We start from the raw sequence: 26,126 nt of genomic DNA on the forward strand, positions 1-26,126 counted from the left end.
TATGAAAGTCTTAAGTCAAGAAGAGCGCCAAAAACTCTTTGTCGAAAATATATTTCCATACAAACATAAAATTCCTCGTAAAGTATATGAAAAACAAAAACATCATTTACAAATAGAATTATTAAAATTTCAAAAATGGGTTAAAGAAAATAATAAAAAAGTTCTAATTATTTTTGAAGGAAGGGATGCTGCTGGAAAAGGTGGTACAATAAAAAGAGTTATGGAGCACTTAAATCCACGTGGTGCTAAAGTAATAGCATTAGAAAAACCTTCTGAAAGAGAAAGAAATCAATGGTACTTTCAAAGATATATTGAGCATCTTCCATCAGGAGGAGATATAATACTTTTTGATAGATCTTGGTACAACAGAGCTGGTGTAGAACGAGTTATGGGTTTCTGTACAGAGAGGGAATATTTCTTATTTCTAGAACAAGTCCCTCAGCTTGAAAAAATGCTAGTTGATAGTGGCACAATAATCATTAAGTTCTGGTTTTCCGTAAGCCAACAGGAACAAAAAGATAGATTTGCTGCTAGAGAAAACCATCCTCTAAAACAATGGAAGCTTAGCCCAATTGATAAAGCATCTTTAGATAAATGGGATGACTATACTGAGGCTAAAGAAAGAATGTTTATATATACGGATAAACCTTATGCTCCATGGGTAATAGTTAAGTCTGATGACAAGAAACGCGCAAGGATAAATGCCATCAGATACATATTAAATAGTATAGACTATGATAATAAAGATCCTGAAGTAGCAATTGCCCCAGATCCCCTTATCGTTGGAACTTCATCAAAAATTTATAAATAACGACAACTTATACAAAATAGCTATTGACTAAATATCATATTTGAAATATAATTCTGTCTATAGTTTTGGGCCTATAGCTCAGTTGGTTAGAGCGCCGGACTCATAATCCGTAGGTCGTAGGTTCGAGTCCTACTGGGCCCACCAAACTTATATCTCAACAAGTTTCACCTCGTATCAAAACCATTTTAAATCCAAAGCATCAAGTAAAATACTTGTCTCAAGTTGTCTCAAGAAATATTAACAAAACGCTTGCAATTTTACATACTGGTTTACATACTGAGTAGACGCACCTGTATTGAGTATGTAAATTATGGCTAGAACTATCATAGACACTAAGATAAAGAATCTTAAATATTCATCTTTATTTTGTGATTGTTGCTGCAGTAATTTACCAGGTTGTTTTATTACTTTTTGTTTAATTTCTTTAATATCTTGCAGTTGTATTTTCTCTTTTTGTTTATCTTGATGTTTATTTTTATAATCTTGTAATTTCTCTTGTAAACTTCTCATTTAAATAATTCCTAAATTCTTTATTTACAAAAGTGAGCACAAAGGATACAAAGTATCTTAAACCATTGATATATAATGATTTAAGCTGTGTTTTACCAAAGACACACAAAGAAACAAAGGACACAAACACAATACATATCCAATTTATACTATTCATAAAAGAGGACACAAAAGCATTAACACCCAGTAACCATTGGCATATATAGCTTTTACTTAAATTTATTAAATATTTAGTTGTGTCCTTAGTGTCCCGTTGTGTTTTATAGGGCACACACCTCAAAGCATTGATATGTATATCTTTTGTCCTGGTTGTGTCCATTTTTCCAAAGAGAGATTTAATATAACCATTTATACTTAGCATACTTAACACCTAAATTATTAGTTTTTTGAATATGGTCATAATTAGCTAACATTTCTAAAGCTGACTCTAATAACTCTCTATCTAGTTTTCTAAATATTTTAGGTCTTGCAACATCTCCCACACTAAAACCATTTTTATTATTAAATTTACTTTTTCTATCTATAATCTTTTGAGCTACATTTCTAACCTCATCAAAATCATCTCCATATAGATAATTAGCACACTCATAAAGATAAGCCATTATTAAAACAATCCTCTCTACTGTATTTTTAGCTATGATATTAGTATCTTGGTTATCTGCTAAATGATAGATTAAAGCCAAAGTATGAAAAGTATTATCAGCTTTACCTAAATACTCGATCATTAAATCACTGTGATCGCTTCTTTGTATATCTTTTTGGACCTCATTAAACCATTCAATATATACGCTCTTGACTTCGCTTGTATATTGATAAATAATAGGTCAGACTTAACCACTTCATTATCTATAATATTAAATCTTTCAGGGATATTTTTAAGATTATTAATGAGATTAATATATCTAGCTTCTACAGCACTATTTAAAGCCTCTTCCTTATACACTCTTGAACTCTTCTCAGCTATAGGGATTAGCTGAAACCTTGCTAGTAATCCACTACTACTATATTTTTTAGTAAACTCTAATAATCTATTAGTTTGTACACCTCCAATAATAGACAATGTGATACTATCTACTTTTTGAGTTTCTCTAGATACTGTTTTACTTTTATAAGAATGTCCATTATATCCCGATACATATAAGCCGTGATCATCTGTTTTATCAGCTCTAGTAATGCTATTTAACCAGTCCATAAGCTCATCAATATCCATTAGGACTATCTACAGATAATTGCTTAATAAGAGCCTCTTTGGTAGCTTGATTAAAGTCTTGCTTTGATTGATGGTATCTTTCTTTATTGATAACTTCTATAATATTCTTTATTTCGTTGTTTTTAGGGAATATTCCTGTAGGTAATAAGTACGGTATTACCTCCTCTTTTTTAAATAGAAGTCTATCTATTAATATTGAGTTAAACTTACCCTTAGAAACTGTTCTATATCAATTTTCTAAGCAAATAACTGTAGCTCCTATATAACCATTTAAGCTATTATTATCATATTTCAAAAAAGGCTCTTTTAACTCTACATAATGAATAGCGTTATTAAAAGTACTTACTCCCTTTAAAACATCATTTAAAAAATCTTCATCCTTACAATTATCATAGATAGTACCATCCTTTAAAACCTCTTTATTTTCTAAAAAATATTTAGCCAAACTATCTTCACTTATTTGAAAGTAAAACCTAATCTTTTGATTATCTTTCATAGCTATATTAGACAATCTATCTAAGCTAATTAGTTCACCAAAAATTAAAGCTAAATCTTCATAACCTATATACTCTTGATTTAATATAAGCTTTACACCTGCTGTGCTTTCAGCTTTAATTTTGTTTATCACTTGAGAGAGTATATCTGATACTTATCATTGATTTTATTTTTAATGTTACTCGATTTTGGTATATAAGGCTCTAAGTCAAAGATGTCCTTGTAAACACTTATAAATTCATTTGAATCGACAGTATAAGGGTGTTCATAGTTATTGTCATTAACATAAATATCATAGTTTTGTAGTGCTTCGTAAACATTACCAGGATCATGGTTACCGCCAAAAAATTTATAAATTACTGATATTTGACCGATATTTATTTCGGGCATATTCAAATATTCTTTTATTAAAAACTTACTTAGTATTATGTCTTTATACTCATAATATAGATCTTTATAACTTAGTGGTATAAATGTATTAACTAATTCATCTTCATTCAAATCAAGAATATCATTAAAATATAATATAAAATCTAATGATTTAATATAAATGCTTAGATACTCATCAACATTTGAAAATATATAAGTTGGGACTGTTATTTGCTCTACCTTCACCATCGCCCAAATCAAATCTTTGTTTAAATTTAATAATTAGATTATCAAGCTCAAAGCTATCAACTAAAAAGCATGGACTTCTTCCCTTCATCGCTGTACTATAAGATACACCACCTTCAATGATCTTAAGCTTATCTCTATTGAATAATCCAAAATCACGATAAGTTAATAGTTTGTTTTTACTGCGACTATATTTTTTGTGTATATCTTTTTTATACCATTTGGAAATAACCCTATTATTAGTCGTTAAGTATGTTTTTATTTTAGAACTATTAGAAAATCCATTCCTATTTTCATAATCTGAAAATCTCCAATTATCATAGTAAATATCGAAGTTTTTATTATAAAAACATCTAGTTATAATTTCTGCTGTATCTCTATAATCTATAGAGAAATCTTTATAAGTAAAAATATCATGAATATCTTTAAAAGATAGCCATTCTTGTTTAAGCAAATACTTAATTTTAGCATCTGACAAATCACACTCCCTCAGTGTTCCTAATAGATTAAGCACTCCCAAACACTTGGGTAATGTCTTTCGGTTGGCCTACCTAGAAAGTGCTTAATTAGATAATTTAAGAATAGACGTAGAATATTAAGATATCAAGTATCATAATACATGATGATGTTTTGTTGCTGCAGCAATTATAAAAATGTCAAAATAGAGGGTTAAAAATACAATTTTACATACTCATTTACATACTCAAATGATATTTAAAAAATAAAATCCTTATGTATCAATATTTTCAGCTTATAGTTCGGGGTTTACTGGGACCAAAATGTTTTCCCATTAAATAAATTCTATATAACTTACTAAAAACAACATCTATATTTGAAAAACACTTTTCTGAAAAGAATTTTAAAAGTCTAAATTATTAAAATTTCAATGATTAACTACTAAGAAAAACTATGGATTTAAAATCAAACAACTACATATCCTGACTAATTTTTTACTCTAATAATTACAGTATAGCCGCTAAATAATTTTGTTTATCTTTTTTCGTGAGTCTAACTTTATGCTCATTCATCAGAGTACCATTAAATGATTTACTTAACGCCTCAAGTATATCAAGCATAAGCTCATAACATGTTTTAACATCATAGCCTATATTAGCTAGCTTTCTATAATTCATTACAGCTATTACGCCTTTAACCTCTCCGTCGTTAGCTGCTGCGAACACTTGCTCTTCACTATCAGGTAAAACACTAAAAATTATATCTTTATAGTTTACTTTTTGAAAAACTTTTTCATCTGTAAATTTAATACCATAATATTTCAAAAATGTTGCTAAATCTTTCACTTGCATAGATTGAGCTGCTTCAAAATAGATAAGCAAAAAGCCATCTCTTAATAATGGATATTCACGTTGCACATCTTCAACATATGCCTTATCTGGCGAGTTTTTAGCTTGACTCACAAACTCTTGGCTATTTGCATGCTCAATATTTGCTAAAATATCTTTCTGCCTAACTCTCAAACTCTTACGAAATAAATCTATTATAATTAAGATCACTAAAATTAAAACTAAAGCTAATATCAATGTCATTTATTTAGTACCTGCGGTGTTTTTCATACTCATGTATTATATATTTATAGATCATAAAAATTAAGATTTTTCTATAATTGCATCCAATACTTCTATGATCTTTTCTTCTGTATCAACAACCATATCTTGATGATTTTTTTTAAATTCTTGAATTATATAATCATTTCTTTGCTTATCATCAAACAATCTTTTCAACTCATAAAAAAGATTATCTACCGTACAATCCTCTTGGATCAATTCTTTTATTATTTCACTTCTATGCAAAATATTTGGAAAAGCCCAGTAACTATGCCCACGAATAAGAATTCTACCTATAAACGCTGAAAGCCTAGATAGCTTGTAACCAACCACCATAGGTAATTTACACAACATAGCCTCCAAAGTTGCGGTTCCTGAAGCTAATAAACTTAAGTCTGAAGCTTTCAATACATCATGAGAGTTTGTTTCAAAAACTTCGATTCCTAAACTTTTGATTTGTGAACTATATTGATCAAATATTGGTTTAAGAGATGGTTTCGCTAGTGGCATAATAGCCTTAAACTGATATCCAGACTCTTGTAGCTTTTCTATAGCATTTAAAAATAATGGCAGTAATCTAGTTACTTCGGTAGTTCTACTTCCTGGTAATACTGATAACACTGGTAGCTCTACATTTTCAAGACCCAAATGCTTTTTATATTTTGATCTATCAATCTCGAAAGGTATATTTTTAGCAAGTGGATGACCTACATATATTGCCTCAAAATTATGCCTATTTTTATAATACTCTACTTCAAAAGGTAAAATTGCCAGAATTCTATCTGTTGCCTTTCTGATTTTTCTGATGCGATACTCTCTCCACACCCATATTTTAGGACTTACATAATGTATAGTCTTAATACCACTTGCTCTTAATTTTTTTTCTACTGTAAGATTAAAATCCGGAGCATCAATACCAATAAATATATCTGGCCTATTTTGCTTAAAGTAATTTATTATTTTTTTGCGTATACTTAATATACTAAGACCTTTTGAGAGAATTTCGAGAAAACCTATTAATGACAGAGCATCCATAGGATACAAACTTTTAAAACCTTGAGCCTCCATTTTAGGTCCTCCAATGCCTTCAATTTCAGCATTTGGATATTTTTTCTTTAACGCTTCAACAAGAGTTGCACCCAACTGATCCCCTGAAAGTTCTCCAGCTACAATGCCTATTCTCATTATCTCAATATACCTCTACGTGAAGTGCTTATCACATTGACAAACGGCTCTAATACAGGCTCTTCACCTGCCATTTCTTTAATAACTTCTAAAGCCTCTTTGATCATCAAACCTTTTCGGTACAGTACTTTATAAACTTCTTTAATTTTCTTTAAGTGTTCCGGCGTAAATCCTCTTCGTTTAAGACCTTCCGTATTAATACCACATGGAGTAGCTCCTGCCGTTACAGCTGTAACCATTAAATATGGAGGAACATCTTTTCCAACAAGAGCAGCATGAGCTATAAACGCATGCTTACCAACACGGCAAAACTGATGAATACCAACATTTGAACTCAAAATAACAAAATCATCAATATGAACATGGCCTGCAAGACCTACACCATTAACAAGACTGACATTATTTCCAACCTTACAGTCATGACCTATATGCACATAACACATAATAAGATTACTATTACCAACTGTTGTAATACCTGTCTCTTTTGATGTACCACCGTGTATAGTAACACACTCTCTAATGATATTATTATCGCCAATAACAACTTGAGAAAAGTCACCTTTCCTGTAAGTATAATCAATAGGATCATCACCAATTGATGCATACTGGAAAATTCGGTTATTTTTACCTATTACTGTATTGTCACCAATAGTAACATGACTTTTCAGCTCAGTACCTTCACCAACAACAGCATTTTCTCCAATAACACAGAATGGTCCTATTATAGCACTTTCGGCTATTTTGGCGCTTTCATGTACTACTGCCAAACTATGTATCACAATTAATAATCCTTATATGCTGCCATTAATTCAGCTGAACAAACTATTTGTCCATCAACTTTAGCCACTGATTCAGCAGTACAAATAATATTTTTCTGTTTAACCATACGTGACTCGATAACTAAAACATCTCCAGGAACAACTGGTCTTTTCACCCTTACCTTATCAATACCTGCTAGCATAAATGTTCTTCTTCCACCACCAGCTTTGGCAACAACATGAGCAAATAAAGTCTCGGCCATCAACTCACCAAGTATAGCAGTTGCTTGAGCCATAGCTTCAACAATTAAAACCCCTGGCATCACTGGAAATTCTGGAAAATGCCCATTAAAAAAGTCTTCATTGATAGTTACATTCTTATGAGCCACGATCGTTCTATCTTCAATACTCCAATCAACAATCTTATCTAAAAGAGCAAAAGGATACCTATGAGGTAAAATCTTTCTAATCCCTATCACATCTATGTGCTTATTTTTTTCATCAAACTGGCTCATGCAATAATCCTTACTTATTTAATTTATCTTCAAGTTGTTTTACTTTTTTTATCAAACTGTCGATTTTAGATAGCTTTGCTACAAATCGTCCCCATTGAATCCTTGTTTTAGCTTCAAACGCAGCATAATACATTCCTGGCTGAGTAATAGACTTACCTATATTAGATGCTCCACCAATAATCGTATTATCACAAATACTTATGTGACCTGTTATCGCAGACTGCCCCCCTATCAAGCAGTTATCTCCTATAGTTGTACTTCCAGCAACGGCTGTTACACCAGCTAAAGCAGTATTACGACCAATGATTACATTATGAGCTATCTGCACTAAATTATCAATACGCGCACCTTTTTTAATAACGGTATCATCAATAGCTCCTCTATCAACTGTCGTTCCTGAGCCAATCTCAACATCATCTTCAATTATAACCCTTCCTAATTGAGGAATTTTAGTCCAACTACCATCATCATCTCTAGCATTACCAAACCCATCGCAACCAATGACTGCATTTTGATGTATTATACAGTTAGCTCCAATTTGAACATCATGAGCAATAGATACATTACTCTTTATAAGAGTAGCGTTACCAATTTTTGTACCTTCATCAATAGTAGCACATGAACCAATAAATACATTATCTCCAATAACAACATTTTCACCAACAACAGCGTTTGCTCCGATGGTCACATTCTCACCTATAATAGCACTTGAAGCTATTACAGCCTTACTGTGTATTTTACCATCAGGCTGAGGCGACTTATCGAAAAGCTCCATAACTTTGGCTAAAGCCATATATGGATTAGATAATACTACTGCATTAGTATTGCAAAACTCTAATGCCTCCTCTGTGATCAAAACCGCGGAAGCTTTAGTTTCAGATAATGCTTTTAAGTATTTAGGATTTGTACAAAAAGAAATATCTCCAACTCCTGCTTTTTCTAGAGTAGCTATTCTAGTTATCTCAATACTTTTGTCACCCTTGACTTCACCATCTAACTTCGAAGCTAAAAAATCTAAAGAATACATATCAAAACTCCTCGAAATAATTAAGAGTTCTTATTCATAATTTCAATTACTTGATTTGATATATCATCTACATTATTTACATATGCTAAAGCTTGAGTCGTCATCACAATATTGTAACCCTTCTGCTTAGCGATCGTTGCCACAGCATTATCGAATGATGCCTGGAATTTCTTGGATAACTTATCTTTAGCAGCATACTCTTTTTGTTGAAGAACTTGAGCTTTCTGAGCAAAGTTTTGCTGCTCTTGTTTAATTTGCTGTTGTTTCTTCTCTAATTCAGCTTTTGTCATAGTAGCTGAGTTTTCTTGAAGAGTTCTCATTTGCTGCATAATATCATTTTGTTCTTGCTTAAGTTTTGCAGCCTCCAGCTTCAAATCATTTTCCATTTTTTTAACACTAACTGATCCCAAATTAGAATCATTGAAGATATCTACAGGGTTAACTACAGCTATTTTAGTATCTGCGTAAACTCCAGTAACAGCACTAGCCAAAACACACAGCGATAACACAACTTTCTTCATCTTTAAGATCTCCCACAAATTTTCTTGTATATACATTTATAGATTCTAACACAATATTATAAAACTTGTTAAATCGTTTTGGTATTAGATTTAGTTAAATAATTACTTAAGTAGAGATAAAGCTATTTTAGAAATTTTGACCCAATGAGAACTGGAACACCTGAGTAACATCACCAGGCTGAACATTGAATGGCTGAGCTATAGAAACTGCTAAAGGACCTATTGGTGAAGCCCATCTAAACTCAACACCTACAGAATATTTAAGATTAGTAAATGATGGTGTTGTTTCTTGTTTTAGTTGAGGAGCTACAACTCCTTTCAAATCATAAGTAGTATAAGTATTACCAATATCCACAAATGCACCTATTCTCATCTTAGAGCTATCTTTTATGAATGGTACAGGAAACAACAAGTCATAATTATTATAGATATTAAGGTTACCACCAATTGAATTACCTACTTGACTATTTTGTAAATTTATATCACGTGGACCTAAAGAACCTTGCAAGAAGCCTCGCACACTTCCCCAACCACCTCCGTAGAAGTTTTCATAAAAAGGAAGTTCAGCAGTACCACCATAACCTCCACCATATTGCACACCACCTCTGATTGTTAGCGCTGACATATCGGTATTTGGTATTGAAATATTATATTTACCACCAACTTCAATTTTATAAGCTTCAATATTACTGATAACAGGGATGTTAACTAAACCATTAATATCAAATGAACCACCATCAGTCGCAAATATATATTTATTGGAGTTATCAAAACTCCAACCAGCAGTTAAAGCAGGCTCATTAAAATTATTTCTTCCACCTTGTTGCTGTATAAACCACTGCACAATAGATGACTCAAATCCTTGTGACTGGTTAATCGTATTATTTGCGAATGTTATTCCAGCAGAAACATTACTAAATGTCGATATTGGCACACCATACATTAACCTTGCACCGATTGTATCTAATCGATACGCTGCAACAGCGTTTGTTTTTGCAAAGTTTGATCTATTGATATAAGCTGAAATGCTTTGACTAATGCCCGAAGTAGTAAAATAAGGATCAATATAGCTTATATCCAACTGCTGGAATGGAATCGATAATTGCGCATTAAGATTAAAGGTATTACCAGTACCAAAAACGTTAGGCATATTAAGCCTACCTCCAATCATGAAACCATATAAATCCGAGAAACCTAAGCTTCCACTAATTGAGTTTGCATTTCTCTCTTTGATATTGTAGTTAACATCAACCAAGTCATCAGAATCCTCTACAGGTACAAGCTCCATATCAGCACCTGCAACGTATGGTAACTGATCCAATCTTCTTTGAGACTTATCTATTGCTTCTTTATTATATTGGCTCTGTTCATAGTACTGTAACTGCCTACGAAATACGTAATCATTCGTTACATTATTTCCAAAGAAGTTAACTCGATTTACATATACTTTTTTACCCGCATCTACGACAAACTTAAAAGATACTATACGTTTTTTCTTATCAATTGTAGGAATAGGATTAACTGTAGCAAATGCATACCCTTTACTACCTAGCAGTGTTTTTATACCCTCAACAGTATCAACAAGCCTACTTTTAGAAAAAACCTCGCCTTGCTTAATTTTTATCAAAGACTCTAACTCCGATTTTGGCAAGATAAATTTACCAGTTAGAGTCACAGTCCCTACCTTATATACCTCGCCCTCAGCAACATCAAGAGTAATATATGAGTGCTCACGATCTTTTGACATTGATGCTTGTCTGGAAGTAACTTTGAAATCTAGATAACCCCTATCAAGATAATAATTAATGACACCTTGAACAGACTGATTCATGCCCTCTGGAGAATAATTATCAAATGATGACAAAAAGCCCCATAGATTCCATACAGATGGAACTTGAAAAGCCATACTACTGCCCAAATCAGAATCATCAAAATTCTTATTACCAACAAAATTTATAGAGTCTATAGTTGCGGGCTTACCCTCTTTAAAAGTGATATTAATATCTATTCTATTATTAGGAAGTTTTCTAATATTCTCGTTAACTTCAGCGCCATATAGCCCCATCATAGAATATTGATTTAATAAAGATTGTTTAAGCAAAAACATTGTATTAGGGTTATATACATTACCAACATATATACCTGCATCAGTAAAGACTTTTTCTAAATCTTCTTTTTTAAGTTTTTTATTCCCAGTAAAATTAAAGCCCGCAATAATAGGTCTTTCTTTGACATTGATAAAAAGATTGCTACCTTTACGATACAGGTCAACGCTGTTGAAAAAACCGGTACCATAAAGATTGTTAATAATTTGGTTTGTATCTTCCGGAGTAATATAGCTACCTTTTTTATAACCAATTCGGCTTTTAACTACATCACTCTGTAAACCTTCTAATCCTTTTATGGAGACATTGTCTAATATAAAACTGTCATTATCTGCCCAGCTATTTAATACAATACCTATAAGAAGAGAGGCTAATACAAACTTCTTTCTCAAAAAAAACACTCAATTTACCCCAAAATAGAATCCACATATTCTCGAGTTTTTTTATCTATTTCAAAAACTTCTTCTATACTTGCTGGATTCTCAAAAATTAACTCTTTTGTTACTTTTTTATCTACTTCTATAATATCTAAATACTTAATTTTTTCATTTAAGAATGCTGCTACTAAAACTTCGTTTGCAGCGTTAAAAACTATATTCGCTGCATAATTTTTATTACTTAAATTATCAAAAACTATTTTTAAAGCCTCGAATCTTTCAAAACATACTTCTCTAAAAGTAAGCTCATGTTTTGTGAAATCTAATTTATCAACACTAACTGACCCTCTATTTGGATAGTACATTGAATTAGCTATTGGAGTCCTCATATCAGGTACACCCAACTGCGCTATATAACTACCATCCGCATATTTAACCATGGAGTGAATTACACTCTGCGGATGAATCAGAACGCCTATTTTATCAGCTGAAACAGAAAAAAGCCAATATGCTTCGATAACTTCTAGTGCTTTATTTACCATTGTTGATGAATCAACCGATATTTTTCGCCCCATTTGCCAGTTAGGATGAGCACATGCTTGAGCAGGTGTAACATCTATCAACTCACTCAACTCTTTATCCCTAAAAGGTCCTCCGGATGCTGTCAAAACTATTTCGTCTATTTCTTTTGTATATTTCTTACTAGAGTTATCAATACATTGAAATATAGCATTATGCTCACTATCTACGGGTATAAGCTGAGCATTATTTTTCTCAACTTCTTCAATTAAAAGATGTCCTGCTGTTACAAGAGACTCTTTATTCGCAAGCAAAATTTTCTTACCCGCTCTAGCTGCAGCAAAAGTAGGCTTAAGACCTGCTATACCAACTATAGCAGACATTACTATATCTACTTCTGAAGCACTAGAAACTTCTTCTAAGGCATTTTCGCCAACTAAAACAGTAACATCTGATACTAAAGTTTGTAACTGTTGTTTTTTGACCAAATCTGGAACCACAGCAAATTTAGGTAAAAACTCTTTACATAATTTCGCTAATTTTTCTACATTACTAAAAGCTGATAAGGCATAGACCTCAAAGTCATTACTCTCTCTAATTACAGCTAGTGTACTATCCCCAATTGAACCTGTAGCCCCTAATATAGTTATCGTTTTCTTTAGCATATAACTTATTCACTCTGCTCTGTCGCTTCAGAGGACTCTAACTCCTGATCATCATGTGTTTCTTCATCTTCTTGCTTAACTACCTTTAAGCTAATGAGTTTTTCATTATTTCTTAAATTAATAAGTCTAACTCCCTGAGCAGAACGTCCACATTCTCTAACTTGATCGGATGATGTTCTAACTAATGTTCCATTATCCGTAATCATCACGATGTCTTCATCGTTATCGACAAGAACCGCAACAACAACTTTACCATTTCTTTCAGAGGTTGATATAGCGATTACACCTTGACTAGCTCTTTTAGTTTTACGATATTCTGATACTGCAGTACGCTTGCCATACCCATTCTCAGTCGCAGCCAAAACAACTCCTTCATCTGGATTTGTCACAATTACAGAGACTATTTTTTGATTATCGTGTAAACGCATGCCTGTAACACCAGCTGCTGAGCGCCCCATGGCTCTTACATCTGATTCATCAAAACGAATAGCTTTACCAGCATCCGAGAACATCATAATCTGCTTATTGCTATCAGTAAGAGCTACATATGACAACTCATCTCCATCATTTAAACCTATAGCTATCTTACCTGTAGAACGAGGTCTAGCAAACTCTGATAAATCAACTTTTTTAACCCTGCCAAGCTTAGTTGACATAAACACATACCAGCCTTCCGTAAATTCAGAAATTGGCATTAAAGCGGTTATTCTTTCATTCTTATCAAGTGGTAAAATATTATTGATAGGTCGACCTTTAGAAATTCTACTTGCCACAGGGAAATCGTATACTTTCGACCAGTACACTCGACCCAAGCTAGAGAAACAAAGCATTGTGTCATGAGTTGAAGCAAGCATTAGCTTAAAGATACTATCTTCTTCTTTAGTCTTAGTTGCAGACTTACCAACACCACCTCGTTTTTGAGCATTATACATGCTAAGTGGCTGAGTTTTGACATAACCATCCATTGACAGAGTCACAACCATATCCTCTTCTGTAATTAGATCCTCTCTTGTAAGATCTAATCTTGACACAATAATCTCAGACTTTCTCTCATCTCCATAATTACCTCTAATCTCAACAAGCTCTTCTTTTACAACACGAATTAGCTCATTTACATCACTTAAGATACCTATTAGATATTTAATTCTTTCAATAAGTTCTTTAAATTCGTTAGTAATTTTATCTTGCTCTAAACCTGTTAATCTGTGCAATCTTAAAGCAAGTATTGCCTCAGCCTGCTCTTCTGTAAGATTATAAGAACTATCTACTTGAATACCATAATGAGATGCTAATGTTTCTTTACGATACATTTTAACATCTACACCTTCTAACATACTCTTAACCATAGAGCCATTCCATGATCTAGCAAGCATTGATTCTTTTGCATCAGCAGGACTTGGAGAAGCCTTAATAAGCTCAATCATTTCATCGATATTTGCCAGTGAAAGCAACAAGCCTTCTAAAATATGTGCTCGCTCTTTTGACTTTCTTAACTCAAAAATTGTTCTTCTTGTAACAACTTCTTTTCTGTGTTTAATAAATTGTTCTAATATTTCTTTAAGATTCAGTAACTTAGGTCTATTATCACTAAGAGCAACCATATTTATACCAAAACTACACTGAAGCTGAGTTTGCGCATAAAGAGTATTTAAAACAACTTCTGGAGACTCATCTCTCTTAAGGTCGATTACAACACGAATACCATCCTTATCAGACTCATCTCTAAGCTCAGATATACTAGTTACCTTCTTGTCTTTTACAAGCTCTGCAATTTTTTCAACGAGCTTAGCTTTATTTACTTGATACGGTATTTCTGTAATCACAATCTGAGACTTGCCAGAAGCTTCATCTTCATGGATATCAGCCTTGGCACGCATAATCACACGACCACGACCTGTTTTGTAGGCCTCTAAAATACCATCCGTACCATTTATATAAGATCCTGTAGGAAAATCAGGGGCTGGAATATATTGAATTAAGTCTTCTATCGTAAGTTGTGAGTTATCAATAAGGGCCATAGTCCCATTGATAACTTCTGTCATATTATGTGGTGGAATATTTGTCGCCATACCAACAGCAATACCTGAAGAACCATTTATCAAAAGATTTGGAACTCTAGTTGGTAATACATCCGGGACAAGCTCAGTATTGTCATAGTTTGGTGAAAAATCTACAGTTTCTTTGTCAATGTCTATCAAAAGCTCATGAGTAAGCTTTTGCATCCTAATCTCTGTATAACGCATCGCAGCTGGGGAGTCACCATCAACAGAACCAAAGTTACCCTGACCATCAACTAGTGTATAGCGTAATGAAAATGGCTGAGCCATCCTAACAATAGTATCATACACTGCTGTGTCACCATGAGGATGGTATTTACCGATCACATCACCGACGACCCTTGCAGACTTTTTATATGGCCTATTATAATAATTAGACAACTCGTTCATTGCAAAAAGTACACGACGGTGAACAGGCTTCAAACCATCCCTTACATCTGGCAAGGCACGACCAATAATTACACTCATAGCATAATCAAGGTAAGATTGCTTCAGTTCTTTTTCTATATTTATAGATGATGATTCTTTAGTAGGTATAGACATTACTTATCGCTTATAACAAAGATAAAACATATAGCCAGCATTTTAACATAACCTACACTAAAAAGCACTCTTTAGAGCCTTACTCAAAAACCAACAATACAATAACCTTCACAAAAGAAATAGTTATTAACTAATACTTATCAATTTTGATAAGGGCTATTAATATCTAACAAATAAACTATTTTAGTTCCAATATATAATAGTTCTGAAAAAATTATAAATACTTAAATGGTCATATTCTAAGGGGAAATCTCGTATGAAAAAAATTATTAATTAGTGCTTTAACTCTAAGTGCTATACCAACCCTAACATTCGCACATAGTGCTCTTTCATATCCGGAAAGTAGACAGATGTACTACATGAATTCCACATCATGGGAAGGAGGAAATGATCCAGTATGTAAAGCAATTTCCGCAGCAGGAGCACAAGCAGTATGGACAGATTGGTCTGGAGTTGCTCAAGGTGACGCTAATGCTCGATTAAAAAATCCTCAAACAACCAATATATTAGGAAGTCATGCAGCAGCAGCTTCTAGCTCAGGAGTATGTAGCGGTGCAAACTCAAAATATAGCATCCTAGATGATGCATCTATTGATTGGCAAGCTCATGTAACGAAAATAAATATCTAAGATCAAAAGGATATGAAATATACTGTAACAGCACCATATAAAACAGCTTATGATCTTGGGTTTGGTAAGGGATATTTAGCTCTATATATTACAGATAAGAGCTGGAAACCAGGTCAAGAGGTTACAAAAGCGAACCTTATTCATCTGTGCACATACGAGCCTAGTGCAGATGGTAATTCACCTATGCAAACCGGTATTGATGGAAAAATAGAAAGTTTCAAGTGTGAAATACCAAACACTGTATCTAATGGTCCTCATGTAATATACAGCATCTGGCAAAGAAGTGACTCAGCAGAAGCATTCTACAGCTGTAGCGACATTGACATCATAAATTCTCAACCAGTTGAAATAAATTGGAATAAATATTTAGAGATGACAATGTATGTTTTAAATGTTGGTGACAAAGTACTATTTTCAGCAAACATAGATGGTAAGAGTGTTTCAAAATCTATTGAAATTACAGAAGAAAACAAAAATGACTGGCAATATGATCTTGCTGAAGAAATTAACAGCTCTTCAGACATTGTTCAAGCAGGTAAATTAAACTCAAAAAATAAAATAGAGCCTCAACACAACAATGAAAATATAATCTATATCAACAGCCAAGAAAGTGCCAAAGTAAGGGATATCACTTTCAAGCATGAGGAAGGTCAACAGCCAGAACCTGAGCATTACGATTTCGCACATATAGCAGCAATGAATAAATCTAGCAACGTTATCTACGACATCCCATCATTAAAAGTTGGAGATAAGCTTGTATTTAGATTATTTAATAATAAAACAAACCTTTTAACTAATGTTAAATCAGGTAATACAGATATTGATAAAATAGCTTTAAAAATAACAGACAAAAACATTGTGATATGCATGCCTTCACACAGTATAATAAACACCTAGCTTTTCATAACTTTCATGATTTATCGAGTCAAATTTCAAAGTTACCAGTTATTGGCAAATTAAACTCTGAAGATACGATAATACAATTCTGTGATTTTCAATCGACTAATTGCTTGAAAAACTATAAAATTTTATCTGAAGTTCATAACAGCAATAAAGATATTACTATTTATATACTAACTAATAGCCAAGACAAAACAACAATATCTGAAACTTTATCTAAGAATGGATTTGATAAAAAATATATAAGCACGTACCTACAAAATTTGGAAAATATTAACTCTGCATATAACAATCTAGCAAAAGAGTTGAAAATAGGTCATACTCCATCGGTGTATATAATGAAGACCAACGCAATAAAACTGGATCAAATCCATTTCTCTGAGCATGAACAAGTACCAGAGTATATAATTGAAAGAGCGCTTAACTATCTATCAACAAACAAGGATAATTAAATATGAAAAAATTATTTTAAGCATAACTACGATTTTAGCGATTGCATTTTTTGGCTTTAGTAATACGCAAAATACAAAAAATCAATGTAATATAGAATCTAGTGAGCTAAGCATAACTCACACAGAAGTAAAAGAGACTAATAGCAACAATACTGCCATAAAAATGCATATCAAAAATAGTGGTGATAAAACTATAGATATAATTGCAGCTTATTCACCTATAGACAAACAAACACAACTTCATCACTTCGTAACAATTGGTGATAAGCATGTAATGAAACAAATCAAAAACCATTGAAATATATCCTCACAACAGTGTTGACATTTCATACCAAGAACTACATGTTATGCTAATTGATCTGAAACAAAAAATTACAAAAGGTGAAAAGATACCTGTAATGTTGATCTTAGAAGATGGCAGTACACTATCAACAACTGCAATAGTTGATTAATTCCAATCTCAACATAAATTCTTACAATCTCCAATCTATAACATCGAGACTTTTTGAAGTCAAATATTGATTAGCTTTCACGAAGTAATCACACCCATCAAACCCTCTATATACAGATAATGGTGATGGGTGTGATGACTCCAGAATTAAGTGTTTAGTCGCATCAATAAGATTTTTTTTCTTGCGAGCATGTGAACCCCATAGCATAAACACAACATTTGTTTTATTATCAGATATCCTTTGTATTACAGTGTCTGTAAAAATATCCCATCCAATATCTTTGTGTGAATTAGCCTTATGAGCCTCTACAGTAAGAGTTGTATTTAGGAGAAACACACCTTGTTGAGCCCAAGATGTGAGACAACCATGATTAGGAGCTTTAAATTCCGAGATACTTCGCTCTAATTCTTTGTAAATATTACGCAGTGATGGAGGAACCTCAACTCCTGGTTGTACAGAAAAAGCAAGACCGTGTGCTTGGTTATAATTATGATAGGGATCTTGCCCTAGAATTACTACTTTTAGATTATCAAACTCAGTATACTTAAAAGCATTAAAAATATCTGCTTTATTTGGAAATATAATCTTACCAGACTTTGTTTCACTCGCAAGAAACTCCAATATAGCCTTAAAATAGTCCTTTTGCTTTTCATCAGCTAAAACATCTGACCAATTCATTACTTCCTCCTAGAGTAAACTTGTATTTCATCTATCTAATAAAACAAATTTTACAAATAATATGAATAAGTAGCTATTAGTAATCTAACCTATTATATTTATTACTCACATTTTCCTTTATAGCCTAAATCAACTTGATAACTCATTTGATATATAATTCAGATCACTAAAACGATATATTATCAAAGCATTAAGCAGATATCTAACAAAAGCGCCTATGACTTGATAACCTTATTAAGCTTAGGTACTAAAATCAGCATCTACATAGCGCAAATAAATACCACGACACCTATTATCATAAAATTATTGGTGTAAATATCTAAGCTCTATAAAACTGTTCTTGCGCTATCATTGCTATCTACAGTCATACTACCTAGTATTCCAGCAATTTTACCGCCTAGCATTGATGCTAAAAACCAAACACCAGTAGCGGTGCCTGAAATACTAATTGGAAATAACTGAGTAATCATTGCTAAACCAATAGCAGCTATACAAATCTCTGATGCTGACTGAAGTGCATACGATAGGACTAGCCACCACGATGATGTAAATCCTGCTACAGCGCTAATCTTACTCTCATACAATGTAAAAAATGCCAAAGAACACAAAAACATTCCAATAGTAAATTTAGTAGCATGTGTACTTGAGCATTTCTTAAAAAGATACATCAACAATGGTGTCAGTAATGAAATAAATAATGGATTTAATAACACATAAGAAGAATATGGGATCTCAAATCCAAATAGTGTCCTATCAACATTATGCTTAACAAATAATGCTATCGATGTTAGCATCTGAAAATATAATGAGAAAAATACCACTGCTTGGATTATCAATACTAATGCTACAAGCATCTTGTTTCTTGCAATCTTTGAATCTTGAGCAAACGCAATGAAAATAAAATATATAAAACCTAACACTACTACCGAATAAGCAATGATTGAGCTTACCAAATTATTTGAGATAATTAAGCCAAGAATATATGTAAAAATAGCCGCAAATATAAATACCAGAGGAATATATTTTTTGCTTGAAGGCTTGTTATCAACCGGACTTGGTACTTTTCTGACAATTGTATAAAAGATTAAGAAATTAGCCAAACCTATAATCACACCTAGTGAACAAATCATAAAGCCCAACGAATAACTATCATACACCTTAGACAGTACTGGCACTATTAACATCGCTAAAATAGCACCAACATTAATCGCAAAGTAATACAATGTCATTGCTACATTAATCATCTAACTACCTCTATCAAACATCTTAGAGATTAGTGAGGTTGGATTAGCTTTAAATAACGCGTTACCAACAATTAGACCAGCTAGACAAAAATATATCGAACTTGCAGTTGCAAACACCAAACCCGCATAAGAAAGAGCAAGCACAATAGCTCCAACAATAATAGTCTTACGAGGACTAAGTAACCTATCTCCGACAAATCCACCAATAATTAATAAACCATAAGAAAAAGCTCCATACGATGTAAAAATAATTGTAGATTTCTCTTCAGAAAAGCCTAATCCATCCGATAAAAAAGCTACCAAGATAGCAAAAACACCACCATAGCCAAAGCGTTCCCAAAATTCTATAATCCACACAACCCAGAATGGTGCTGATAATTTTTCTTTATTTATACTCGTCATATTTACTTTTGATAACCATATATTACTAATGAAAATATACTAATAACATTTCAGTTACAAATAGATTTATAAAATGAGATGGAAAAGTGAATATTTTTTATAAAAATTAGCTAGAAATATAAATTTTAATTATTTTTTCTTCTTTTGAGGAGGCAAGTCTGTCGCAGTACCTTCAAACACTTCTGTAGCCATCATCAAGCTCTCAGATAAAGTTGGATGAGGATGTACCGTAAGAGCGATATCTTCAGCATCACATCCCATCTCGATTGCTAGAGCAGCTTCTGAGATAAGCTCTCCAGCATTAGTACCAACGATAGAAGCACCGATAATCTTATGATTCTCATCAAATAGAACCTTCGTCATACCTTCTGATCTATCGATACTTAGAGATCTACCACTAGCAGCCCATGGGAATACACCCTTCTCATACTTGATACCTTTTGCTTTTGCAGAAGTCTCTGTCTCACCAACCCAAGCAACTTCAGGATCAGTATAAGCAACTGAAGGAATCACTAACGGATCAAAACTATGGTTCAGACCAGAAATAACTTCAGCAGCTGTTCTTCCCTCTGGTACAGCTTTGTGAGCAAGCATAGGCTGACCAACGATATCTCCAATTGCGAAGATATGTGGTACATTTGTACGAAGTTGTTTATCTACAGGGATAAAGCCCCTTTCATCAACTTTAACACCAGCTTTTTCTGCATCAATTAGCTTACCATTTGGCTTACGACCGATAGCCATAAGTACTCTATCGAATCTTTCATTCTTAGTAGGATGATCGCCTTCCATAGTTACATAAATACCATCTTCTTTAGCTTCCATAGCTGTTACACCTGTTTTTAAGCGAACACCATAACGGCTATTTACTTTTTGGTATGCTTTGACTAAATCTTTGTCAACACCATTCATAAGCTGATCAGCAAATTCAACAACAGTAATCTTAGTACCTAATTCAGAATATACCTGAGCCATCTCAAGACCAATGATACCACCACCTACTACTAGCATAGTCTCTGGGATTTCCTTCATCTCTAGAGCACCAGTAGAGTCAATGATTCTGTCATCTTTAGGTACAAATGGTAAATTAATTACACTTGATCCCGCTGCAATAATACAGTTATCAAAAGTAATCTTAGTAACTTTACCATCAGCAGCTTCTACAGCAAGCTCTTTATCAGAAGTAAATTTACCATAACCTTGCACGATTTTTACTTTTCTCATCTGAGCCATGCCTTTTAGACCGCTAGTAAGCTTACCAATCACGCCATCTTTATACTTTAAAAGGTTTTCTCTGTTGATTTTAAGACCACCCATCTCGATGATGCCTAGAGATTCTAGATGACGCGCTTCATTGATAACTTTAGCAATATGAAGCATAGCCTTAGATGGAATACAACCAACATTCAGACATACACCACCAATTTCAGCATATCTCTCAACCAAAACTACTTCTAATCCCAAGTCAGCTGCTCTAAAAGCCGCACTATAGCCCCCAGGGCCACTACCTAAAACTACAACTTGCGTTTTAATACCACTCATTTTAAAACTCCGTGTTTACATTATGATTTCACGTAAATCAGATAAAATCTGACAATATCTAGTTAAGAACTTAGCAGCTAATGCACCATCAATTACTCTGTGATCTGCTGACATAGATAGAGGTAGCATAGTTCTAGGTTCAAATTCTTTACCATTCCACACTGGTTTAACAGCAGTCTTAGATACACCCATAATCGCTACTTCTGGCATATTAATAATTGGTGTAAATGCTGTAGTCCCAAGCACACCTATACTAGAGATAGTAAATGTAGCCCCAGTCATATCTTTGGCACTTAATTTACCATCACGCGCTTTACCAGCTAATTCCAGAATATCTTTTGATATTTCAATAATACCTTTTTTGTCAGCATCCTTGATAACTGGAACCATTAGCCCAGCTGGAGTATCAGCAGCAAAGCCAATATTGTAGTATTTCTTCAATATCAAGTTTTCACCATCATTTGATAGCGAACTATTCATTCTCGGGAACTCTTGAAGTGCTACAGCTGCAGCTTTGACCAAGAATGATAACGGCGTAATCTTAACTCCAGTTTTCTCAGAAAATGCTTTTTTAGACTTTCTAAACTCTTCAAGATCAGTAACATCTGCATCATCATAGAAAGTAACATGTGGAATTTTAACCCAGTTTCTATGTAGATTTTTTGCACTAATTTTGTTGATACGAGTCAATGGTTGAGTTTCAATCTCACCAAACTTAGCGAAGTCTACCACTAGATCATCTAGAAGATCTAAACCACTACCACTAGCAGCGACTTTACCAGTCTGAACTTGTGTTACAGCGTGCTTGATGTAGTTATAACAATCTTCTTTTGTTACACGTCCTTTACGACCTGTAGCTTTAACTTTTCTTAAATCAACATTTAAAATTCTAGCTAGCTTTCTAACAGCTGGAGAAGCATGAGCTTTTGAATTATCTACGGCATATTCATTAACATTAGTTTGAGTCGCTAAAGCAGATACTGCTGGTTGAGCTTCTTGCTTAGGAGCTTCTTGCTTTGCTGGCTGACTAGGTGCTGCTATAGGAGCTGTGCCCTTTGTCTTGACCTTAAGAATTAAGCTACCTTGCGAAACTTTATCACCAACCTTTGTGATAATCTCAACAACTTCGCCAGCTACAGGAGATGGAACCTCCATACTAGCCTTATCAGTTTCTAACGTAATCAAAGAATCTTCTTCAGCAATTGTATCACCGACAGCCACTGATACTTCGATAACATCAACACTATCATAATCACCAATATCCGGAACTTTGACATCTACAACTTCTTCAGTAGCTGACTGTGCAGGTGCAACTTGCTGTGCTGGCGCTTGTGTAGCTACTGAAGCACTTGCTCCAGTCTCAACTTTTAATATCAAGCTACCTTGCGAAACTTTATCACCAACCTTTGTGATAATCTCAACAACTTTTCCAGCAACAGGAGATGGTACTTCCATACTAGCTTTATCTGTTTCTAATGTAATCAAAGAATCTTCTTCAGCGATAACATCACCTTCAGCAACATTAACTTCGATCACATCTACACTATCATAATCCCCAATATCAGGAACTTTAACTATCTCTATAGACATTAATATCTCCTCACCGATTAGCAATATAGCGGAGCTACACGCTCTGGGTCTATATTATATTTCTTAATCGCATCTTTAACTTCGCTAGCCTTGACTTTACCATCTAAATGTAAAGCATATAATGATGCTACAACTACGTGATATCTATCAACCTCAAAGAAACTTCTTAGAGCTTCACGAGTATCAGATCTACCAAAACCATCAGTACCTAAGTTAACATAAGTATGCGGAATAAACTCTCTTAGTTGATCTGTATAGAGTTTAATGTAATCAGTAGAAGCAATCACAGGGCCTTGCTCATTCTTCAAGCATTTTTCTATGTAGCTTTCTTTTCTCTCAGCATCTGGATGAAGCATATTTTCTCTTGCTACTTTTTTAGCTTCTCTATGAAGCTCATTAGCAGAAGTCATACTCCAAACATTTGAAGTAATACCATACTCATCTTTTAGCATCTTAGCAGCAGCCTCAACTTCTCTTAGTATAGAACCTGAACCTAATAATTGCACATGTTTGTCAGCTGGTTTAGTATCTTCAAGCTTATATAGACCTTTGATAATACCTTCTTCACAACCCTCTGGCATAGCTCTATGAGAATAATTCTCGTTCATTACAGTGATATAGTAATATACATGCTCACCTTTAACATACATTCTATTCATACCTTCGCCAAGAATTACAGCTAACTCATAAGCATAAGTAGGATCATAAGAAATACAGTTAGGAATTAGACCAGCTTGAATATGGCTATGACCATCTTCGTGCTGTAGACCTTCACCATTTAAAGTTGTACGACCAGAAGTACCACCGATTACAAAACCTTTTGCCATAGAGTCACCCGCAGCCCATGCAAGATCACCAAATCTTTGGAAACCGAACATAGAGTAGTAAATCATGAAAGGAATCATCGGCACTTTATGCACACTATAAGATGTAGCAGCAGCTATCCATGAACAGAATCCGCCTTGCTCATTGATACCTTCTTGTAAAATCTGACCATCTTTAGCTTCTTTGTAGAACATTACTTGTTCTTTATCTTCAGGTACATACTGCTGACCCTTAGGATTATAAATACCTAACTGTCTGAATAGACCTTCCATACCAAAAGTACGCGATTCATCAACCGTGATTGGTACAATATGCTTACCTAATTTCTTATCTTTTGCTAAGTGAGATAGTATTCTTACAAAAGCTGTAGTAGTAGAGAACTCTCTATCACCACTATCTTCTAATAAGTTTTTTGCAAACTCTTGATAAGTTGGAATAGCTAATAGCTCTTTATTCTCTAATCTTGCTGGAATATAGCCACCTAAAGCTGCTCTTTTCGCATGAAGATACTTCATCTCAGCAGAATCTTCAGGTAAAGAAACCAATTTATAATTTTCGATATCTTCTTTTGTAGCAGGAACATTAAATCTATTTTTGATATGCTCAAGAGCATCTGTATCAAGTTTTTTGACGTTGTGTGCAATATTCTTAGATTCACCCCACTCACCTAAACCATAACCTTTAACAGTCATGGGTAGGATAAGTGTTGGTTTACCATTTGCTTGCTCAATAGCCTTCTTATATGCAGCATAAATCTTGATTGGATCATGACCACCACGACGTAATGCTTGGATATCTTCGTCTGTCATATCTTTAGCTAACGCTTCAAGATCTTCATCACCACTAAATACTACTCTACGACACTCAGCACCACCGTGGGCTTTGATAGTATGGAATTGACCATCATTTAGTTCACTTAATCTTTGAGCAAGCTTTTTGCCGCCTTTTTGATCTTGTAGTAATCTATCCCAATCACTACTCCATAAAACTTTGATAACATTCCAGCCAGCACCAGCAAATACATCTGCCAACTCTTCAACAATATTACCATTACCGTTTACAAGGCCATCTAGCCTTTGTAGATTACAATTAACTACAAATATAAGGTTATCTAAACCTTCACGACCTGCCCTAGTAATAGAACCAATGGATTCCGGCTCATCCATCTCACCATCACCACAGAATGCCCATACACGACGATCAGAAGTCTCAACTAATCCTCTAGCTTGAAGATACTTCATAAATCTAGCCTGATAGATAGCTTGAAGTGGACCTAAGCCCATAGATACAGTTGGGAACTGCCAATATGTAGGCTGTAAATACGGATGAGGATAAGAAGAAACAGCATTTTCTCTATCAAAAGCTTGTCTTCTAAAATTCTCTAATTGCTGTTTTGTTATTCTACCCTCTAGGTATGAACGAGCATATACGATTGGAGAAAGGTGTCCTTGGTAGAAAATCAAATCACCCGCTTGATTCTCATTTGGAGCTTTCCAGAAATGGTTAAAGCCAACTTCATATAGAGTCATAGCACCAGCACCAGTACCAATATGACCTCCAATAGAGCCTTCTCTTTTGTTAGCTGATGCTACTATTACCGCTGAATTCCATCTATTTATGGCTTCGATTCTTTGCTCAATTTCCATATCACCAGGATAACTTGGCTGTTCAGAAACATCTATAGAATTTATATATCTTTTAACTTTTGCTGTTGAGTAAGCATTCTCTATACCAAGTTCAGCACCTTTACTAAGCAACTGTTCAAATAAAAACTTAGCTCTATCAGCACCTTCTCTTTTAATGACATCTTCAAAAGCCTCAAGCCACTCTTGGGTTTCTAAAACATCAATATCTTTAGTGAAATCCGACATCCTTTATCCTCCGAATTAATCGAATATTAACGAAATTAAAACTTAACCACTCGATTATAAGTC

25 protein-coding genes, 1 tRNA gene and 1 pseudogene are annotated in these 26,126 nt (G+C 33.8%); 6 read left to right on the forward strand and 21 right to left on the reverse strand.

The window, feature by feature from the left end; all coding sequences use genetic code 11:
- Window position 1: 1 nt before the first annotated feature.
- Together ppk2 and FNO12_RS07730 are read left to right on the forward strand one after the other, a co-directional pair.
- The gene (gene ppk2, locus FNO12_RS07725; RefSeq protein WP_014714780.1) at window positions 2–811 is read left to right on the forward strand and encodes a polyphosphate kinase 2; all 810 of its coding nucleotides are present in this window, start codon (window positions 2–4) and stop codon (window positions 809–811) included.
- A gap of 67 nt (window positions 812–878) precedes the next feature.
- Window positions 879–955: transfer RNA gene (locus tag FNO12_RS07730), tRNA-Ile, on the forward strand.
- 93 nt (window positions 956–1,048) lie between these two features.
- Here the strand turns inward: FNO12_RS07730 and FNO12_RS07735 are convergent.
- From FNO12_RS07735 to gyrA, 15 genes are all read right to left on the reverse strand, one after another.
- Window positions 1,049–1,321, reverse strand: a complete 273-nt coding sequence (locus FNO12_RS07735; RefSeq protein ID WP_014714779.1) for a hypothetical protein — start codon at window positions 1,319–1,321, stop codon at window positions 1,049–1,051.
- A 335-nt stretch (window positions 1,322–1,656) separates the two neighbouring features.
- Window positions 1,657–2,142, reverse strand: a complete 486-nt coding sequence (locus tag FNO12_RS07745; RefSeq protein WP_148663991.1) for a DUF3987 domain-containing protein — start codon at window positions 2,140–2,142, stop codon at window positions 1,657–1,659.
- Window positions 2,046–2,531 carry a DUF3987 domain-containing protein gene (locus FNO12_RS07750; RefSeq protein ID WP_030005744.1) on the reverse strand — a complete coding sequence of 162 codons (486 nt, stop codon included), beginning with the start codon at window positions 2,529–2,531 and terminating at the stop codon, window positions 2,046–2,048. The genes FNO12_RS07745 and FNO12_RS07750 overlap by 97 nt, the downstream gene beginning before the upstream one ends.
- A gap of 229 nt (window positions 2,532–2,760) precedes the next feature.
- Entirely contained in the window at window positions 2,761–3,159 is a 399-nt protein-coding gene (locus tag FNO12_RS07755) for a hypothetical protein (protein WP_014714778.1), read from the reverse strand.
- A complete protein-coding gene (locus tag FNO12_RS07760) occupies window positions 3,156–3,644 on the reverse strand; it encodes a hypothetical protein (protein WP_030005745.1) in 489 nt (162 codons plus the stop codon). Before FNO12_RS07760 ends, FNO12_RS07755 begins: the two co-directional genes overlap by 4 nt.
- On the reverse strand, window positions 3,592–4,119 hold the full coding sequence (locus FNO12_RS07765; protein WP_030005746.1) for a hypothetical protein: 528 nt from the start codon (window positions 4,117–4,119) through the stop codon (window positions 3,592–3,594). The genes FNO12_RS07760 and FNO12_RS07765 overlap by 53 nt, the downstream gene beginning before the upstream one ends.
- A 484-nt stretch (window positions 4,120–4,603) precedes the next feature.
- A complete protein-coding gene (locus FNO12_RS07770) occupies window positions 4,604–5,188 on the reverse strand; it encodes a cell division protein ZipA C-terminal FtsZ-binding domain-containing protein (protein WP_014714775.1) in 585 nt (194 codons plus the stop codon).
- A 60-nt stretch (window positions 5,189–5,248) separates the two neighbouring features.
- Window positions 5,249–6,391 carry a lipid-A-disaccharide synthase gene (gene lpxB, locus FNO12_RS07775; RefSeq protein ID WP_014714774.1) on the reverse strand — a complete coding sequence of 381 codons (1,143 nt, stop codon included), beginning with the start codon at window positions 6,389–6,391 and terminating at the stop codon, window positions 5,249–5,251.
- On the reverse strand, window positions 6,391–7,170 hold the full coding sequence (gene lpxA, locus FNO12_RS07780) for an acyl-ACP--UDP-N-acetylglucosamine O-acyltransferase (protein ID WP_014714773.1): 780 nt from the start codon (window positions 7,168–7,170) through the stop codon (window positions 6,391–6,393). The genes lpxB and lpxA overlap by 1 nt, the downstream gene beginning before the upstream one ends.
- Before the next feature lie 2 nt (window positions 7,171–7,172).
- Entirely contained in the window at window positions 7,173–7,664 is a 492-nt protein-coding gene (gene fabZ, locus FNO12_RS07785) for a 3-hydroxyacyl-ACP dehydratase FabZ (RefSeq protein ID WP_014714772.1), read from the reverse strand.
- 10 nt (window positions 7,665–7,674) lie between these two features.
- Window positions 7,675–8,691 (reverse strand): UDP-3-O-(3-hydroxymyristoyl)glucosamine N-acyltransferase, encoded by a 1,017-nt coding sequence (gene lpxD, locus FNO12_RS07790; RefSeq protein WP_014714771.1) that lies wholly within the window; start codon window positions 8,689–8,691, stop codon window positions 7,675–7,677.
- A gap of 20 nt (window positions 8,692–8,711) precedes the next feature.
- Window positions 8,712–9,212 (reverse strand): OmpH/Skp family outer membrane protein, encoded by a 501-nt coding sequence (locus FNO12_RS07795; RefSeq protein WP_014714770.1) that lies wholly within the window; start codon window positions 9,210–9,212, stop codon window positions 8,712–8,714.
- 127 nt (window positions 9,213–9,339) lie between these two features.
- Window positions 9,340–11,718, reverse strand: a complete 2,379-nt coding sequence (gene bamA, locus FNO12_RS07800) for an outer membrane protein assembly factor BamA (protein WP_014714769.1) — start codon at window positions 11,716–11,718, stop codon at window positions 9,340–9,342.
- A 5-nt stretch (window positions 11,719–11,723) separates the two neighbouring features.
- Entirely contained in the window at window positions 11,724–12,878 is a 1,155-nt protein-coding gene (gene dxr, locus FNO12_RS07805) for a 1-deoxy-D-xylulose-5-phosphate reductoisomerase (RefSeq protein ID WP_014714768.1), read from the reverse strand.
- A 5-nt stretch (window positions 12,879–12,883) separates the two neighbouring features.
- Entirely contained in the window at window positions 12,884–15,478 is a 2,595-nt protein-coding gene (gene gyrA, locus FNO12_RS07810) for a DNA gyrase subunit A (protein WP_030005748.1), read from the reverse strand.
- Window positions 15,479–15,837: 359 nt separating this feature from the next.
- Here gyrA and FNO12_RS11065 point away from each other — a divergent pair.
- The 4 genes and pseudogenes from FNO12_RS11065 to FNO12_RS11075 form a co-directional block, all read left to right on the forward strand.
- A pseudogene (locus tag FNO12_RS11065) lies at window positions 15,838–16,368 on the forward strand (lytic polysaccharide monooxygenase); the annotation flags it as partial.
- Window positions 16,369–16,485: 117 nt separating this feature from the next.
- The gene (locus FNO12_RS11070; protein ID WP_231138741.1) at window positions 16,486–17,004 is read left to right on the forward strand and encodes a hypothetical protein; all 519 of its coding nucleotides are present in this window, start codon (window positions 16,486–16,488) and stop codon (window positions 17,002–17,004) included.
- Window positions 17,005–17,415: 411 nt separating this feature from the next.
- Window positions 17,416–17,757, forward strand: coding sequence for a copper chaperone PCu(A)C (locus FNO12_RS07830; RefSeq protein ID WP_014714765.1), 342 nt, complete (start codon window positions 17,416–17,418; stop codon window positions 17,755–17,757).
- 49 nt (window positions 17,758–17,806) lie between these two features.
- Window positions 17,807–17,911: a copper chaperone PCu(A)C gene (locus FNO12_RS11075; protein ID WP_231138715.1), complete on the forward strand. Its 105-nt coding sequence runs from the start codon at window positions 17,807–17,809 to the stop codon at window positions 17,909–17,911.
- Between the two features lie 21 nt (window positions 17,912–17,932).
- Here the strand turns inward: FNO12_RS11075 and ung are convergent, their stop codons facing one another.
- From ung to aceE, 6 genes are all read right to left on the reverse strand, one after another.
- Window positions 17,933–18,589 carry a uracil-DNA glycosylase gene (ung, locus tag FNO12_RS07835; protein ID WP_014714764.1) on the reverse strand — a complete coding sequence of 219 codons (657 nt, stop codon included), beginning with the start codon at window positions 18,587–18,589 and terminating at the stop codon, window positions 17,933–17,935.
- A gap of 326 nt (window positions 18,590–18,915) precedes the next feature.
- A complete protein-coding gene (locus FNO12_RS07840) occupies window positions 18,916–19,833 on the reverse strand; it encodes an oligopeptide:H+ symporter (RefSeq protein ID WP_014714763.1) in 918 nt (305 codons plus the stop codon).
- Entirely contained in the window at window positions 19,834–20,235 is a 402-nt protein-coding gene (locus FNO12_RS07845) for an MFS transporter (protein ID WP_014714762.1), read from the reverse strand.
- A gap of 129 nt (window positions 20,236–20,364) precedes the next feature.
- Window positions 20,365–21,777 (reverse strand): dihydrolipoyl dehydrogenase, encoded by a 1,413-nt coding sequence (gene lpdA, locus FNO12_RS07850; RefSeq protein ID WP_014714761.1) that lies wholly within the window; start codon window positions 21,775–21,777, stop codon window positions 20,365–20,367.
- A 15-nt stretch (window positions 21,778–21,792) separates the two neighbouring features.
- A complete protein-coding gene (aceF, locus tag FNO12_RS07855) occupies window positions 21,793–23,367 on the reverse strand; it encodes a pyruvate dehydrogenase complex dihydrolipoyllysine-residue acetyltransferase (RefSeq protein ID WP_014714760.1) in 1,575 nt (524 codons plus the stop codon).
- A gap of 17 nt (window positions 23,368–23,384) precedes the next feature.
- On the reverse strand, window positions 23,385–26,063 hold the full coding sequence (gene aceE / locus FNO12_RS07860; protein WP_014714759.1) for a pyruvate dehydrogenase (acetyl-transferring), homodimeric type: 2,679 nt from the start codon (window positions 26,061–26,063) through the stop codon (window positions 23,385–23,387).
- Window positions 26,064–26,126 lie beyond the last annotated feature (63 nt).

The organism is Francisella orientalis FNO12 (assembly GCF_001042525.2).
Classification (GTDB): domain Bacteria; phylum Pseudomonadota; class Gammaproteobacteria; order Francisellales; family Francisellaceae; genus Francisella; species Francisella orientalis.